Below are 15,135 nucleotides of genomic sequence, written 5' to 3' on the forward strand. Positions count from 1 at the left end.
ATTATGTGGAGGCGTCGCGCCGGAAGGAGCCGTTAAGCTGGCTCGGTGACTCATTCGAACGAACACGCTCAAGAACTCGAGATGAAGCGCCGCCTGCTGAACGCGTACGACGCGCAATTACGAGAGCAAGCCGAAGTGATGGCCTCCACGAGCTTCGACCGTGACGGACCTTTGTGGCGCGCCAAGTACGACGATCGCGGCTTCGTGACGTACCGCGACCTCAGCGGCCTCACGGGCGCGGCCCTCGACGACCTCGTCGCGCGAACCGTGGCGCACTTCGCGTCGGACGAGCGCATCACCCACTTCGAGTGGAAGACGCGCGGGCACGACGCTCCCGAGGACTTGCCCGCGCGTCTCGTCGCGCACGGCTTTCAAGCCGAGGAGCGTGAGACCGTGATGCTCGGCGAGGCGCGCCTGCTCGCCGGGAACGTGCCCTTGCCCGACGGAATTCGCTTGCGCCGCATCGACGACCAGCCCGACCCGATGCCGGACATCGAGCGGGCCGCGCGCGCCCAGGACCGCGCGTTCGGCTTCGCGTTCGGCGTGGACGACTTCGTGCGCCGCCTCGAATCGAAGCGAGACTTCCTAGAGATCTGGGTGGCCGAGACGGACGACGAGGTCGTGTGCACGGGCCGCCTCGAAGTCGTACCGAACAGCGAGTTCGCGGGATTGTGGGGTGGCGGGACCTTGCCGCAGTGGCGCGGGAAAGGCATCTACCGCGCCTTGACCGCCGAGCGCGCCAAGTCCGCCTTGCGCCGCGGCGTGCGTTACTTGCACAGCGACTCGACGGAGTTCTCTCGCCCGATCCTGCAACGCAGCGGCTTTCTGCCGATCACGACGACCACGCCTTACATCTGGCGCCGCTGAAGCGCGGATTCGCTGCGGGCGGGCGCGACGGGAAACGTGAAGTGGAAGGTGGTACCCACGCCCACCTCCGACTTCACCCAGATGCGCCCTCCGTGCTCTTCCACCACGCGCTTCACGATCGCGAGGCCCACACCGCTTCCCAAGAAGTCCTCACGGCGGTGCAGACGCTGAAACACCTGGAAGATCTTGTCGAAGTACGCCCCGTCGATGCCGATGCCGTTGTCGGCCACCTCGAAGTGCGCCATGCCGTCCTCCACCGAGGCCGAGACGTGCACGACCGGCGCGCGCGTCTCGGAGCGGAACTTCAAGGCGTTCTCGACGAGGTTCTGCATCATCTGCCGAAATTGGGTCTCGTCTGCCAGAATGGTCGGCAGGGCGGCCACCTCGACCCTTCCGCCGCTTTGCCGCAAGCTGTCCTGCAAGCTTTCGACGACGTTGCCCAACACGACCTGAGCGTCGACCGGTTCGGCTTTGCGCTCCCGACCGATGCGGGCGTACGCGAGCAGGTCGTCGATGAGGACGTTCATCCACTCTGCGGCGGCCACGCTGAAGGTGATGTACATGTCCGCCTTCTCGTCCAGCCTTCCCTCGTAGCGAAGTTGCAGCAACTGCAGGTAACTCGTGATCGTCCTCAGGGGCGCCTTGAGGTCGTGTGACGCGACGTACGCGAACTGCTCCAACTCCTGATTCGAGCGCGCGAGTTGCGCCGTGCGCTCCCGCACGCGTTCCTCGAGCTCGGCGTTGAGGCGCCGCAGCGCTTCTTGCGCTTCGTGTCGCTCCGTGACGTCGAACTGAACGCCGTCCCACACCTGCCGCCCGCCGGGAAGCGTGCGAACGGACGACGAGATGTGAAACCAGCGCACGCTGCCGTTCGAGTGCCGCATCGGCACTTCCACCTCGAACGGGGTGCCCGTCCGCACGCAGTGCTCCTCCGCTTCCAGCAAGCTCGGCAGGTACGAAGGAAGAATGGCGCCGTACAAGGCGTTCGCGTCCGCGTACACGTCGTGCGGCGTCACGCCGTTGAGGCGCTCCACGTTCGCGCTGACGTACAAAAAGCGTGACGCCCCGTTCGGTTCGCGTTCGACTTGGTACGTCATGGCGCCCGGCAAATTGTCGGTGAGGCTGCGCAGTTGCAATTCACGCTCGCGAAGCGCCTCGGCCGTCTCGCGCAGTTGCTCGAACACCTTCAGGCGCGCGCCGCCCAGCCATGCGATGCTGGCCCCGACGAGCACGAACAGCACGAACCCCACCATGTCTGACGTGGACATGGCGAAGTTGAGCCGGAACACCGGCGCCATGATGAAGTAGTTCACCCCGACCGCGCTGACGACCGTCGCCAGCAATGCCGGGTAGAATCCCGCGAAGATGGCCGTCGCCATGACGGCGAAGAACGACACGAGGTACGGAACGTTCATGTCCAGCACGAACGACAAGAGCAGCCGAACGAGCAAGGCCAGCATGGTCAAGCCGACGGCCAGCATGTAGCCCGCGGTAGGCGAGAGGCTCGCTCCGCGAGGTCGGGCAAGCTGACCACTCGCATTCGATCGAGTGAAGTCGGACGTCGAAGGAGAATGCATCAGGCAAGACAAGTTTATGGGTTTTGCCTTGCCGTACGTGAAGAAGGCCCAACGAGCGTCGCGTCAGGAGTGGAACTGCCGACTCGGCCTCCTGACGCGGACCCTTTGGAACAACGCCCCCGAGGTGTTCTCATCCCTCCTGCATCCGACGTCGTAACTTCGCCGCCGTGTCGTCCGCGCCCATCAACGAGGCGGCGTCCGAGACGCTCATGCCGCGAGCGTCACGTGCGTGGAGGTCCGCGCCGTGCGCGAGCAACACGTCGACGATCTCGTCGCGCCCGAACATCGCTGCCATGAACAGCGTCGTCTTGCCGTCCGGCATGGTGCTTTCCACGTTCGCGCCGTGCGCGAGCAGCAACCTCGTCATCTCCACGTCGCCCTTGAAGGCCGCCGCGAGGATCGAAGTTTGACCCGCGTCGTTGCGAAGCTCCGGGTCCGCTCCGTGCTCCAAGAGGACTCGCGCGGCGGCGTGATGTCCGTGATAGCTGGCGAGCATCAGCAAGCTGTCGCCCTTCTGGTTGAGCAGATTGGCCGGCAAACCTCGGCGCAGCAAGTTCGCGAGCCGCTCGGCGTCGCCCGCACGAACGAGGTCGAACACCGCTTGTACGTACGCCAGGGTCTCGTCGTCGAGACTCGGCGGATGGCGATCACAGGTCATGTCGCCGCGCCGTCTCAACTCGGGGTGCTGGTGCCCGCCGTGTCGTCGATGTCCGTCACGGCCCCGCCGCCCTCGCCTCCGACAGAATCGTTGCCGACGGTGGTGTTTCCCGGGGTGTTCGTGCTGCCCGCCCCGCCCGCCCCGCTGCGGCCGTGGTCCTGCTGGCGCGCGAGGCCTTCTTGCATGCGCTCGGCTTCGTTGCGTTGATCGCGTTCGTCGTTCATTCCTCGCCTCCTTCGTCCTCTCACCTTGCACGGGAAGGCCGCGCGGAAGGCTTTCGGTTCGCTGAACGTCACTTCACGCTGGGTAGACTGCGAGCATGCCGATCACTTTGCTGCAAGGCAATATCGTAGAACAGCGCACGGACGCTCTCGTGACGGCCGCGAACAAGGGACTCCTCGGTGGGGGAGGCGTCGACGGCGTCATTCACCGCGCGGCCGGACCCGAGTTGCTGCGCTTCATTCGAACCCTCGGCGGATGTCCGACCGGCTCGGCGGTGATTTCGCCCGCCTTCGACCTCGAACGGCAAGGAGTGAAGTACGTTATCCACGCGGTCGGCCCGATTTGGCGAGGAGGTCGCGCGGGCGAAGACGAGTTGCTGGCGGGAGCGTATCGGCACAGCGTGGAACTGGCCGTTCGGCACGCGTGCCAAAGCGTCGCCTTTCCGTCCATCAGCACGGGCGTGTACGGGTATCCCGCGCGAGAAGCGGCGCGCGTCGCTCTTCGCGCGCTCGAGCAAGCGACGGCGAATCTCGACTTGGACGTGCGAGTCGTGCTCTTCGACGCCGAGACGCTGCACGAGTTCGAGGGGGCGCGCCGAGAACTGGCCGAAGAAGGCGCTTCTTCGAATTCGTCATGAACGTGAAAGCGGCGCCACCTTTCTGGGGATCGGGCCCGATTCCAAGATCTGTTCACGGCGATGGCTCGAAGGCGCCTCGGCCTGCCGGAAACGCGATCGGCAACGTCCTTCCAGCGTGGAGCACGGTCCGGTCATCGGGAAAGGCGGGACGAGGTCGGGCCCGACTCGTCGTGGGGCGATCAGGGAAGGGCGGCTCGCCACTCGTCGGCCGTCCACGTCGACGAATGGCGACGCCGAACGTCGGCGGAAGCGGCCGGACGGGCGAAGCGTACGAAGTCGAATCGAGCGAGAAGCTCCTGCCTGCCCGTGTTGAGCGCGAGCGAGTTGAACGCCGCGAAGGGCGCTTCCTGCGAAAGTCCCGCGTACTCACGCATAATGGTCGGCCAATCCGTCATGGCCGTCACACCGACTTGCAACGTCTCGGGAAGGTCGGGACGTTCGACGCTCACGCTCGAAGCGGGCATGTCGCCGTACTCGCCGAGCTTCTCGCCCTCGGTGCGGGTGAATGCCCAGGGGCCGTCGTGAAAGCGGTGCGTGCACACGACGCTGGTCCCGACGCGTGCGATGCCCAGGTCCACGGCTTGAGCGCGGCTCGTGAACCATTCGATGCCCGAGCGCCCGCGTGTCGTCGTCGTGACTTCCATGCTCGGTCCGCGTCCGCCCGGACCCGACGCGAGACCCGTCGTGAGAGAGAGCCATCGCTCGTCGGTCGGCCGCCAAGTGGCGGCCGACCCGGAAGCGGGAGCGCGGACGAGCAGGCCCGCCAACGAGCCCGAGTCGATTCGCTCGGGAAACGCGGTCGACAATCCGTGAATGTTCACCCGCGTCGTGACGACGAAATCGCCCGTGACCTCCTTGAACCAGAAGGGGGCGTGGAAAGCCGCCCACCAGATGCTGGTCAGGGGACGGAATTCCAGCGCGCCGTCTCGAACCTCGCCGACTTCCAAGCGGTTCGGCCATCCTTCCTCGAAGTCGTGGCGTCGCCAGCGAGTCGTGTCGTCGTCGGTGAAGTTCTCGTCGAGACGGCTGAGTTCAAGCGTAGGCTCGTTCATGCCGTCATCTTAAGAAAGCAAGCGTGATCCTCGGATGGCGAGGAGGCACGCTCGCCGCACGAGTCTCCTTCTCGTTGCCTCCGCGTGGATTCTTCGGTCGTCCGCGTCCGAGAGGACGCGTTTTTCGTTTAGACACCCGGGTTGCCTCGCCTGGACGCGCCGTTCAAGCTGAGTCATGCCGGACCTCGCCACACTCGAAGTGTTCTCGCTCGCCGCGCTCGCCTTGCTGATCGTGCCGGGACCCGCCGTGATGTACATCGTGACGCGCAGCGCGCATCAGGGACGTCGCGCGGGTCTCGCGTCCGCGCTCGGCGTGCAAATCGGGACGCTCGTGCACGTCGTTGCCGCCGCGATCGGTCTTTCGGCGCTCGTGCTGTCGAGCGCCGTCGCGTTCACGGTCGTGAAGTGGGCGGGCGCCGCGTACCTCGTGTACTTGGGACTTCGCACCTTGCTCGCCCGCTCGGAAGCGTTTGCCGTCGTCACGCCCGAGCCGCGTCCGCTCGCGCGCATCTTTTGGCAAGGCGCGCTCGTGAACGTCCTCAACCCGAAGACGGCGTTGTTTTTCTTCGCGTTCCTGCCGCAGTTCGTGCGTCCCGAGCGCGGTCCGGTCGCGCCGCAGGTTCTGGTGCTCGGCGCGCTCTTCGCGCTGCTGGCCACGTGTACGGACAGCACGTACGCCTTGCTCGCGGGGACGCTCGGAGACAAGTTACGCGAACGGCGGGCGTTCGCGCGCCGACAAAAGTACGTGACGGGCGGCGTTTACGTCGCGCTCGGCGTGGGAACCGCCTTGACGGAGCGAACGCCGTGAATTTCATGATTCTCACTGCATACCCTGGTAACTTGTATTTATCAGCGTCCGAAAGGGCGCGTTTTTCGTTGAAGGCGCGCCATGACTTCTCGCTTTGAAGTTCGAGTTGCCACGAACGACGACGTGCGCGCCGCGAGCGACGTTTTACAAGCCGCCGCTCGCTTCCTTATCGAACGTGGCGAGCCGTTGTGGGATCCCCGAGACTTCCGGTGCGAGCGCCTCGCGCGTTTCGTCACGTCCGGGGAGTTGCACGTCACTCGGGAGGACGGAGAAGTCGTGGGAGCGTTTCTGCTGCAGCGTGAAGACGAGTTGTTCTGGCCGCACGCTCTCAGAGGAGAGGCGCTCTACGTCCACAAGCTCGCGACGCACCCCGACCGCGCGGGTCGCGGAGCCGCGTCCGCCGCCTTGCGGTTCGCGCTGAAGCGGGCTCGAGACGCGAACTGCTCGTTCGTACGCCTCGATTGCGCGCCTCACCCGAGGCTGTGCGCTTTTTACGAACGCTTCGGTTTTCGTCGGTACGGAACGGACTTGTGGCGCGTCGGCTCGTTCGAGGCCGCGCGCTACGAGCTTCGCGTCTCGTAGAAGGAACGCCGCGCCACCGCCGGCCGAGATCGTCAGATCAACGCGCAGCGTGAGGCCATGGACGCTTGAAGGAGCGTCTTTTTTGTTCTTCGCGTCGCGACCATGAAAAGCCCCTCTCCTCGCGCGAGGAGAGGGGCTCGAAAGGGGGGAAGCTCAGCGGCCCACGAAGACGGCCGTCGTGAGGCCCGGCACGCTCGCCGTGCCGTTGGCGAAGCGGCTTTGCTTCACGATGGCGTCGGTGGACTTCGCGAAGATCGGGTGCAATTCGAGGTTCAAGTCGCGCAAGGAGGCGTCGCTGAAGTTCACGGCCGCTGCGCCCGCGTTGAACACCACGAGGACGTTGCGGTAGGGATTCGTGGCGCTCGTCTGACCCGTGAGGCGCATGACGATCAAGCCGGGCGTGGCGCTCGGGCCGTTGTTGAGGAACGTCAGGCCCTGCTGCACCTGCTGCGCGGTCTCCATGCGGAAGAGGCTGCTGGACGCGCGAATCCCGAGGATTTCACGCATGTGGTCCGTGGCGCGCGTGACGTCGGCGACCGTGGGCTTCAAGGCGGCGTTGCCGAGCAGGGGACGGTACAGATCCCAGTTCGAGCCGTTCTTCTCGGCGGGCGGCAAGCCGCGACCGAAGCCGTTGTCCTTGCCCGTCCAATCGATGGCGTTGAACCAATCGCCGGAGTTGTACGAGTCGGTGTCGAAGCTCTTGGAGCGCAGCATCTCCTCGCCCGCGTGGAAGAAGGGAATGCCTTGCCCGAACGCGACGACGCTCATGGCGAGGTCGTTCATGCGAACGCGCTGCGCCGTCGTGGCGTTCGCCGGAGCCTTGAGCAAAATCGCGTCGAAGAGGGTCTGGTTGTCGTGCGCCGACGAGTAGTTGATCGACTCGCGCGGGCTGGCGGCGTACCCGGCGGGCGCGCCGTTGTAGTCGATTTGCCCGCCCGTCACGGTCTGGCCTTGGCCGTTGACCAGGCGGTAGTCGCGCAGGTTGCCGGTCAGGCCGATCTTGATCCAGTCCGTGAGGCGCGCGAGGCGGGTACGGTCGGTGTTCGCCGCTTGCCCATTCGGAATCGTCACGAGGCCCGTCGCGAATCCTTGCTCTTGGAGACCGCCGAAGGGGCTGCCACCGCGAATCGCGTCACGGATGCGGTCGTTGAAGGTCCCGATGCCTTGACCGAACAGGCGAACTTGCGTGGCGTTCGCGCCGCGCTTGCCGCCTTGCACTTCGCCGAAGTCCCAGCCCTCGCCGTACACGTAGATCTTCTTGCCGTCCACGCCGTCCTTGTCGAGGGTGAGGGCGTCGAGGGCGCGGCGCACGGCTTGCATGTTGCTGACCATGTGGTGACCCATGAGGTCGAAGCGGAAGCCGTCGATCTTGTAGCTCTTCGCCCAGAACACGACGGAGTCCACCATGAGCTTTTCCATCATGCGGTTCTCGGACGCGGTGTTCGAGCAGCACGTGGAGTTTTCGACGACGCCGTTGAGGTTGAGGCGCTGGTAGTACGACGGCACGATCTTGTCGAGGACGCTGCGGTCGGCTTGGCCCGACGCGTTCGTGTGGTTGTACACGACGTCCTGCACGACGCGCAGACCCGCTCCGTTGAGCGCCGCGACCATGGTGCGGTACTCCAAGGTGCGCTGGTCGGGATTGACGGCGTAGCTGCCTTCGGGGACGTTGTAGTGGTAAGGATCGTAGCCCCAGTTGAAGGCGTCCTGGTCGCGCACGGCGTTGGCCGCCGCTTGCTGAGCGTCGGAGTTCGCCGGAAGCTTCGCGAGGTCGCCGGGCGACTTCCAATTCGCCTTGTTCTCCTCGATCGTGGCGATGTCGAAGGTCGGCAGCAAGTGCACGGCCTTGAGGCCCGCTTGCGCGAGGGCCTTGAGGTGCTTCATGCCGTTGGCGCCTTGCTGCGTGAACGCGAGGTAGGTGCCGCGCTGATTGGCCGGGACGGTCGTGTCGATGGCGCTGAAGTCGCGCACGTGCAACTCGTACAGCGTGAGGTCGCTCACCGAGCGCAGTTCGGGCTTCTTGAGGGCGTCCCAGCCGTTCGGCTTGAACGCGGCGTCACTCAGGTTCACGAGCTGGCTGCGCGCCGAGTTCAGCGAAAGGGCCACCGAGTACGGATCCGTGACGAGGTTGCGCTCGACCTTCTGGGTGTACGGCGAGTACACGTTGACTTCGTACAGGTAGTACTTGCCCTTCCAGTCGTTGGCGCCCGTGATCGTCCACGTGCCGCCGTCACGGCGCATGTCCGTCACGCGGGCCGTGCCGCCCGTCGCGGCGTCGAACAAGTGCAGCTTCACGCTTTGCGCGGTCGGCGCCCACAGGCGCAGGCTCGGAACGTTGCCTTGCCAAGTGGCGCCGAGTTGCCCGCCGTAGAAGTACAAGTCGTCGAGCGCCCCGGCGATCTGGGTGCCCGTCACGTCCACGAGCTTGTCGTCGAGGCCCGTGGACGACACGGCGGTTTGCGAGCGCAGGATCTCGGGAAGCTTGGCGGCGTCCTCGGATCGCACGCGCACGGCGGCGTACCCGGCGAGGTGGGGGAAGCGGGCGCGCTGCGCCGCCGTCAATCCGCCGTCGACGGGGAGGAGGGGAACGCTCTGCCCGCCCGTGACGCCCGTCGGCGTGAGCTTGAGGCCCGCGGCGGGCGCGTAGTACAAGTTCACGAGGGCGCCGTTGGCGAGCAGTTCGGGCTTCACGGCGAGCGTGTCGCGGCTCACCCAAATCGCCTGCATCTTCGTGAGGTCGCCGACGGTGCGCACCGACGTGTCGGGCCGTTGCTTGTAGATGGTGCTTTGACCGCTCACGATCCAGACTTGATTGCCGTCCGCCTTGTTGACGAACATGTCGGGGCCGGGGTCCTTGTCGTCACCCTTGTGGATGAGGAACCCGAGCTTCGCCCAGTCCGTCTTCATCGGCACGTCCCAGTACACGCCGAAGTCGGTCGTGCCGGTGGGATTGAGCGGCTTGGTCCACTCGACTTGCGCGGTGGTGTCCTCCCACGCGTGCAGACCCCACCCCGTGTAGTTGCCGTCGGGGCGGAAGTAGTTCACGCGGACGGCGTTCGCGGGCACGGCAGGCGCGCTGGGACGCGGATTTTGATACGCGAACTCGGCCTTGCCGCTCGTAACGTACACTTCGCGGCCCTTCGAGAGGTCGATGAACAGGTCGGCGCCCGGGTCCTTGTCGTCGCCCTTGTGGACGATGAAGCCGACCTTCTTCGCCGCGTCCTTGAGGGGCACGTCCCAGTACACGCCGCTTTCGTTCTTGCCGGTCGGCGTGAGCGGCTTGGCCCAGTCGACGCTCACCGTGATGTCTTCCCACGCGTGCAGGCCCCACCCGTCGTAGTTGCCGTCGGGACGGAAATAGTAGATGCGCGCGAAGCCTTCCTTGACGGGCGTCTGGGTCGCCGTGCTCGCCGCCGCGCTGGCGGCGGGCGCCGCTTGCGCGACCGTCTGCGCCTCGGGTTTCTTCGTGGCATCCACGCCCGCCGCGCCCTTGGCGTAGCTCACGAGGGTCGAGCCGGACTTGATCCACAACTCGCGGCCCTTCGAGAGGTCGGCCCACAAGTCGGCGCCGGGGTCCTTGTCGTCGCCCTTGTGAACGATCAGGCCCAGCGCCTTCGCGTTCGGCTTGAGCTTCACGTCGAAGAATACGCTGTCGGCGTCCTTGCCGCTCGCCGCGAGCGGCTTGTCCCACGCCACGTTCTCGGTGGTGTCTTCCCAAACGTGCAGACCCCACCCCGTGTAGTTGCCGTCGGCACGTTGGTAGTGAACACGCGCCACTCCTTCGGGAATGGCTGTTTGCGCCACCGCCGAGGCGGCGAGCGCGAGCGTCGCGAGCATCGCAAATTTTCTCACAATTTCTCCTTCGAGGTCATTTTATCGGAATTGCTTCCACGTAGACAAACCTCCGATGAATGAACGAAACGTCAAGCTTCCTCACGGCTTCGCCTTCACCACGATCGCGTTCGCGAGGGCGCGTCCCGACGGCGTCACGACGCGCCCGCCGCACACGAGACCGCTCGACGCGCCTCCGTCGAGGTTCATCGCGTCGATCGCGCCGAGCGACCGCAGTACGCTCGCCGTCTGCGCGATCGACGCGTTCGCCATCGTCACGAGGAGCAACTCGCCGCTCGCCGTCAAGCCCACCGCCGACCTCGCCGTGCGCGCCGTCAACACCTTCGCGTCCCGAAATCCCTCGGCGGCGGGATTCGCCACGACTCGCCCGCCCGACACCAACAGCGGCCCCGCGCCGACGCCGAACCGAACGTTCAACTCGCCGTTCGCCGCGTCCACGACGCGGTACGTCACGCTCGCCCCGACCGAAAAGCGATGGGCGAGTTGCGCGACCTCCACGCCGTCGAGCGCGATCACGAAGCCGTCCGCGGGCACGAAGACGGCTTCTCGCCGCGTCACACGCGTCACGACGCCGCCGCGAACGACCACGGCGGCGTCGGGGGCGAAGGTCAAACGCGGACCGAAGTCCGGCGTGAAGACGTAACTGTAGTTCGAAGTCCTCGGGGTGACGTTGAGGTTGTACGCGTACCACGACGACGATCCGACCGCGCCGCGAATGCGCAAGTCCTCGCGTACGAACCGCATCCGCCCGTCGAACCCGACGTCCAAGCGCGTCCCGCTCGAACCGAGGTGCAAGGCCCGCCCTTCCACGACCACCGTGCCGTACGGCTCGCCCGTCTCACCCGCGTACGCCGCGAGAAACGTTCCGTTGATCGCGCATTCCGCTTTCGCCGCCGTCGCGATGCTCAGCAGGGACGCGTTCGAGTGCACGCGCGACCCCGCCGTCGCAACCCGCACCTCGTACTGCGAAAGCGGCACGCGCACGACCGTCGCCGAGACGCTCACGCCGTTCGCTTGCACGACTCGACGTTGCGGCGCGAGCGTCGCGAACGCCAGCGAGCCGAGCGCCGACAACGCCAAAGCCGCCCACTTCCTCCCGACGGTCGGATTCACACGGCCATTGTGATCCTTCGCCGCCCGATCATGCGACCTTCAGAGTGTGCCGGGTCCTCGTGCGCGGCCCGCGCAACTCGCGTACCAAGAAGACATGACCCGCCCCGAATCGCGCCCCGCCGCGCGCAACGCCGGAACGCCCCCGACGGCGCTCAGCCACATTATCGGACGGTCGCGCTTCATCGTGATTGTGGCCGTCGTCGCCGTGATGCTCGTCGCCGTGTCCCTCTTCCTGCTCGGCGTCGTTCAAGCCGCGCAAGGCGTGTGGGGCGCGTGGCGAGAAGTGCTGAGCGGCAACTTCCAAGCGACGACGCTCACCGTGGAGTTCCTGGAGATCGTCTCCACGATGCTCAAGGCCGTCGTGTTCTACATCATCGGCGTGGGCCTCTACTCGCTGTTCATCGCGCCCCTCAACCTCACGCTCAGCCTCGGCGTCGAGACCCTGTCCGACCTCGAAAGCAAGGTCGTGAGCGTCGTCATCGTGATTCTCGCCGTGACTTTCCTGGAGCACTTCATTCGCTGGGAAGAACCGCTCGAGACGCTGCAGTTCGGCGGTGCGCTCGCGTCGGTCGTGTTCGCCCTCGTGTTCTTTCAGCGCTACAGCCACAAAGTCAAGGAGGAGCAGCAAACTCACAATCCCGACGCGCAAGCCCGCGCCCAAAAGGAACTGTTCGAGAAGGACAACGAGGAGCGCGTCATTCGCGACGACGAGATCAAGCCGACTCGTTCCGGGCCGACCCCGGATTGAGTTCGCGCCAGTCCTCGTACGCCAGATACGGAAGCAACGCGAACGAACCGACGAACAGGCTCGCCAAGGCGGCCGGGAAGCGCGCCCTCGACTTTCCGGCGAGGACCGCGTACAAGGCCCCGAGGGTCGACAACGCACCGACGTCCATGAACATCACGCGGGCGAAGCGCGACTTCTTCAGCGTCGCCACCGTTCCGAGATCTTGCCCCTCGGGCTTCCACACGCTCGTGAGCACGAGCATCGCCCACAGGCCGAGGTACAACCGAATGCGCTTCTTGCCGGGCCGTCGATACGCTTCGAACATGCCTTCACGGTAAGCTTCGCGCAAGGGCAAACCAGCATTCTTTCCCACGACTTCACAGGCACTACCCTGAGGTCATGCGTTTCACCCACCTTCCTTCCAGCTCACTGCGCCTCACCGGAGCCGACCGCGTGGACTTCGTGCAAGGGCAGATGACGAACGACTTGAAGCGCGCCTCCGTGCCCGGCATGGTCGAGGCGTGCTTCTTGAACGTGCGAGGACAAATCGAATTTCACGCTCGCGTGTACAAGCGTACGGACGACGTGTACCTGCACCTCGCTTCAGGGGAAGCCCCGAAACTCGCCGAGCGACTCCGAAAGTACGTCATCTTCGATCAAGTCGAACTCGAAGACTTGTCGGACACGCTGAGCACCCTGCACGTGTGGACCGAGGACTTGCCCGGCTGGCAAGCCAACGGACCGGACACGCGAAGCTTCGACCTCGAAGGCACGGCGGCGCTCGCCTCTCGCGTGAACCGCACCGGCCGCCCTGGACTGGACGTGCACGTCCTGACGCGTCACCTCGAGCGCGTCGTGCCTCACCTCGGCGAGCCCGTCTCGCTCGACGAACTCAACCGCGCGCGCGTCCTCGCCGGAATTCCCGACGTTCACGAGGACCGTTTGCAAGGAAACCTCTTGCAGGAAGTCGGGCTCGAGCCCGCCATCTCTTACCGAAAAGGTTGTTACGTGGGGCAAGAGATCATGGCCCGCCTCGAAGCGCGCGGCAACACGCGCTTCCGACTCGCCGCGCTGCAAGGCGCGGACCTTCCCTCGTTCGCGGACGTCACGTCGAACGGCAAATCGGTCGGTACGACGGGCGCGTCCATCGGCGAGCGCGTCCTCGTGAAGCTTCGCAAGGAAGTCGAGGTCGGCGCGACCGTCGACGTGGGCGGCGTGACCGCGGTCGTCGTGGAGGCGCGGCCCGTGCCGCACACGGCCGAAGGATGAAGCTCTTTTCCCGCTCGCGCGCCCTCGGCAAGCATCCGACGCTCGGCGAACTCGCCCTCGCCTTGCGAGAAGCGTACTTCACGACCCTCGCCTTGTACGCCGTGCCGGGCTTGCTGCTCGGCGCGGTCCTCGGGCGTGGGGACGTCGGCGCGGTCGGCCTCGTCGGTCTCGTCGTGATCGCCTTGCTGCTCGCGGTCGTGACCTGGTTTCTCGCCGACCGCACGCGGCGTGACGAGCAGTCCCCGCTTCAAGGCGCGATTCGCGCGAGTATTCAAGCCGCCTCGTCGCCCGCCGTGCCTTTCTTGCTCGCGTGCGCCGTGTGGCGAGACGCGGCGGCGTTCCTGAGCCTGCTCGCAGTCGCCGCCGTCGCGTTCGTCGTGCTGGGATGGGTGAGCTTGCCGAGTTGGGCGACCTTGAAGTGGAAGCAGTCCGCCAAGCTGCCCTTCTGACGAGCGCCGTCGTGTCAGAAGAGCGGGAATTCCAGGAGGGCCGCGTTCACTTCCCGATGCCGAGGCGACCTTTCGCCCATCCTTGTCGAGTCGTCGATCGGGCGCGCTCGAATCTTTGGATTCGTTCACGTACACTCCACCCGTCGAATCGCGCCCGTTCGTAAAGTGAACGCGCATGGAGCGACCGGCGAACGTGCTGCCCGCCCGCCCTCTCCGCGCCGCCGAAAGGCAAGCCGATGGCCCCGAAATCGAGCGCTTGGAGGCCGTCGACGTGACACGCGGCCTCGCCATCGTCGCGGTCGTCGTGCATCACGTCAGCGGGCTCGCTTTGCCGCTCGCGGCGCCCGGAGTGGCGCACACCGCGTTGGCCGTGCTGAACCGTTCGCTGCTGTTCGTCGTGCCGACCTTCCTGCTCGTGACGGCGCTCGTGCTGACGCGCTCAGCCCTGCACGCCTTCGATGCGCGCCGCTACTACGCGGCGCGCGCCCGCACGGCGCTCGGACCGTACCTCGTGTGGACGGTCTTGTACGTTCTTTTCCGCGTTGCCACGCGTCAGGACGCGCCCGATGTGCTTCTCGACGCCAAGCGCTGGTGGATCTGGCTGCGTTACGGAAAGGGGTACTTTCACCTGTACTTCCTGCTGATCGCCTTGCAGTTCTACCTCGTGCTGCCGCTCGCGCTGCCACTCGCCCGCAAGCGGCCCTCTCTCCGGGTGACGCTCGGCGTGGCGCTCGCCGTGCAACTCGCCGTGTTCGCCCTCAATCGCCAAGTGCTTCACCTTCGCTTTCCCGGCACGATGGTCGCGTGGTACCTTCCGGCGCTCGCGCTCGGCGTGGCGCTCGGCGCGCAGAACGTCGACGTCGCGGCGTGGTGGCGTCGCACGTGGCGGCCCGTGTCACTCGCGGCGCTCGTGACGTTCTTGTGGTTCGTGCCGCTCGCCGTGACTCTCCTCGATGGTGAGCGAGTCGGGACGTTGGCGTACGCGGCCGCCAACACCGCGTATACGGTTTCTGCGGCCCTTGTGGTGTTCGGCTTGTCGCACGCGCTCGTCAAGACGCGCGGTGGGCGCGCGCTCTCGTTTCTCGGAACGGTGAGCTTGCAAGTGTACTTGCTTCACCCCGCGTTGCTGACCTTGCTCAAGGCGCACCTGCCGACGGGAGGGACGACGCTGGCCGGGGCCGCGATAGGGTTGGCCATCGTCGCGCTCGGCGTCCCGGTCCTCGTGGCGTGGATGTTGAGGGGCACGCTGCTGTCACGGGTGCTGTTCGGACGTTGAAGGCGGCACGGCGGCGAGTGTTTTGCCGTAGATCGGCGTGCTCGCC

General features: G+C 65.9%; 15 protein-coding genes. 8 read left to right on the plus strand and 7 right to left on the minus strand.

The features are described from left to right. The first annotated feature begins 45 nt into the window (after positions 1–45). A complete protein-coding gene (locus tag DES52_RS02610) occupies positions 46–867 on the plus strand; it encodes a GNAT family N-acetyltransferase (protein ID WP_245900597.1) in 822 nt (273 codons plus the stop codon). Here the strand turns inward: DES52_RS02610 and DES52_RS02615 are convergent. From DES52_RS02615 to DES52_RS02625, 3 genes are all read right to left on the minus strand, one after another. Further along, on the minus strand, positions 849–2,348 hold the full coding sequence (locus DES52_RS02615; protein WP_211317847.1) for a sensor histidine kinase: 1,500 nt from the start codon (positions 2,346–2,348) through the stop codon (positions 849–851). The genes DES52_RS02610 and DES52_RS02615 overlap by 19 nt on opposite strands. 226 nt (positions 2,349–2,574) lie before the next feature. Next, the gene (locus DES52_RS02620) at positions 2,575–3,102 is read right to left on the minus strand and encodes an ankyrin repeat domain-containing protein (RefSeq protein WP_110885241.1); all 528 of its coding nucleotides are present in this window, start codon (positions 3,100–3,102) and stop codon (positions 2,575–2,577) included. A 14-nt stretch (positions 3,103–3,116) separates the two neighbouring features. Continuing rightward, a complete protein-coding gene (locus DES52_RS02625; protein WP_110885242.1) occupies positions 3,117–3,326 on the minus strand; it encodes a hypothetical protein in 210 nt (69 codons plus the stop codon). Positions 3,327–3,421: 95 nt separating this feature from the next. On the opposite strand from DES52_RS02625, the gene DES52_RS02630 reads away from it, so the two are divergent. Continuing rightward, positions 3,422–3,961: a macro domain-containing protein gene (locus DES52_RS02630; protein ID WP_110885243.1), complete on the plus strand. Its 540-nt coding sequence runs from the start codon at positions 3,422–3,424 to the stop codon at positions 3,959–3,961. Positions 3,962–4,140: 179 nt separating this feature from the next. Here DES52_RS02630 and DES52_RS02635 read toward each other — a convergent pair whose 3' ends face one another. Further along, positions 4,141–5,013, minus strand: coding sequence for a hypothetical protein (locus DES52_RS02635; RefSeq protein ID WP_110885244.1), 873 nt, complete (start codon positions 5,011–5,013; stop codon positions 4,141–4,143). A gap of 175 nt (positions 5,014–5,188) precedes the next feature. On the opposite strand from DES52_RS02635, the gene DES52_RS02640 reads away from it, so the two are divergent. Both DES52_RS02640 and DES52_RS02645 read left to right on the plus strand, forming a co-directional pair. After that, a complete protein-coding gene (locus DES52_RS02640) occupies positions 5,189–5,821 on the plus strand; it encodes a LysE family translocator (protein WP_110885245.1) in 633 nt (210 codons plus the stop codon). Positions 5,822–5,902: 81 nt separating this feature from the next. Further along, the gene (locus DES52_RS02645) at positions 5,903–6,403 is read left to right on the plus strand and encodes a GNAT family N-acetyltransferase (protein WP_110885246.1); all 501 of its coding nucleotides are present in this window, start codon (positions 5,903–5,905) and stop codon (positions 6,401–6,403) included. A gap of 153 nt (positions 6,404–6,556) precedes the next feature. On the opposite strand, the gene pulA is transcribed toward DES52_RS02645, so the two are convergent. Next, entirely contained in the window at positions 6,557–10,255 is a 3,699-nt protein-coding gene (gene pulA, locus DES52_RS02650; RefSeq protein WP_245900599.1) for a pullulanase-type alpha-1,6-glucosidase, read from the minus strand. Positions 10,256–10,336: 81 nt separating this feature from the next. Further along, positions 10,337–11,368, minus strand: a complete 1,032-nt coding sequence (locus tag DES52_RS02655; RefSeq protein WP_146237169.1) for a phosphodiester glycosidase family protein — start codon at positions 11,366–11,368, stop codon at positions 10,337–10,339. Positions 11,369–11,414: 46 nt separating this feature from the next. Between DES52_RS02655 and DES52_RS02660 the strand changes: the two genes are divergently transcribed. Then, positions 11,415–12,116 carry a YqhA family protein gene (locus DES52_RS02660; protein WP_245900601.1) on the plus strand — a complete coding sequence of 234 codons (702 nt, stop codon included), beginning with the start codon at positions 11,415–11,417 and terminating at the stop codon, positions 12,114–12,116. Here DES52_RS02660 and DES52_RS02665 read toward each other — a convergent pair. Further along, positions 12,082–12,420, minus strand: a complete 339-nt coding sequence (locus DES52_RS02665) for a hypothetical protein (protein ID WP_110885505.1) — start codon at positions 12,418–12,420, stop codon at positions 12,082–12,084. The genes DES52_RS02660 and DES52_RS02665 overlap by 35 nt on opposite strands. A gap of 74 nt (positions 12,421–12,494) precedes the next feature. Between DES52_RS02665 and ygfZ the strand changes: the two genes are divergently transcribed. From ygfZ to DES52_RS02680, 3 genes are all read left to right on the plus strand, one after another. Then, complete coding sequence (gene ygfZ, locus DES52_RS02670; protein ID WP_110885249.1) at positions 12,495–13,364, plus strand: CAF17-like 4Fe-4S cluster assembly/insertion protein YgfZ; 870 nt, start codon at positions 12,495–12,497, stop codon at positions 13,362–13,364. Beyond that, positions 13,361–13,813, plus strand: a complete 453-nt coding sequence (locus DES52_RS02675; protein WP_110885250.1) for a hypothetical protein — start codon at positions 13,361–13,363, stop codon at positions 13,811–13,813. Before ygfZ ends, DES52_RS02675 begins: the two co-directional genes overlap by 4 nt. A 175-nt stretch (positions 13,814–13,988) precedes the next feature. Further along, positions 13,989–15,089 (plus strand): acyltransferase family protein, encoded by a 1,101-nt coding sequence (locus DES52_RS02680; RefSeq protein WP_110885251.1) that lies wholly within the window; start codon positions 13,989–13,991, stop codon positions 15,087–15,089. Positions 15,090–15,135: the final 46 nt, after the last annotated feature.

Origin of the sequence: Deinococcus yavapaiensis KR-236, assembly GCF_003217515.1 — a bacterium.
Classification (GTDB): Bacteria; Deinococcota; Deinococci; order Deinococcales; family Deinococcaceae; genus Deinococcus_A; species Deinococcus_A yavapaiensis.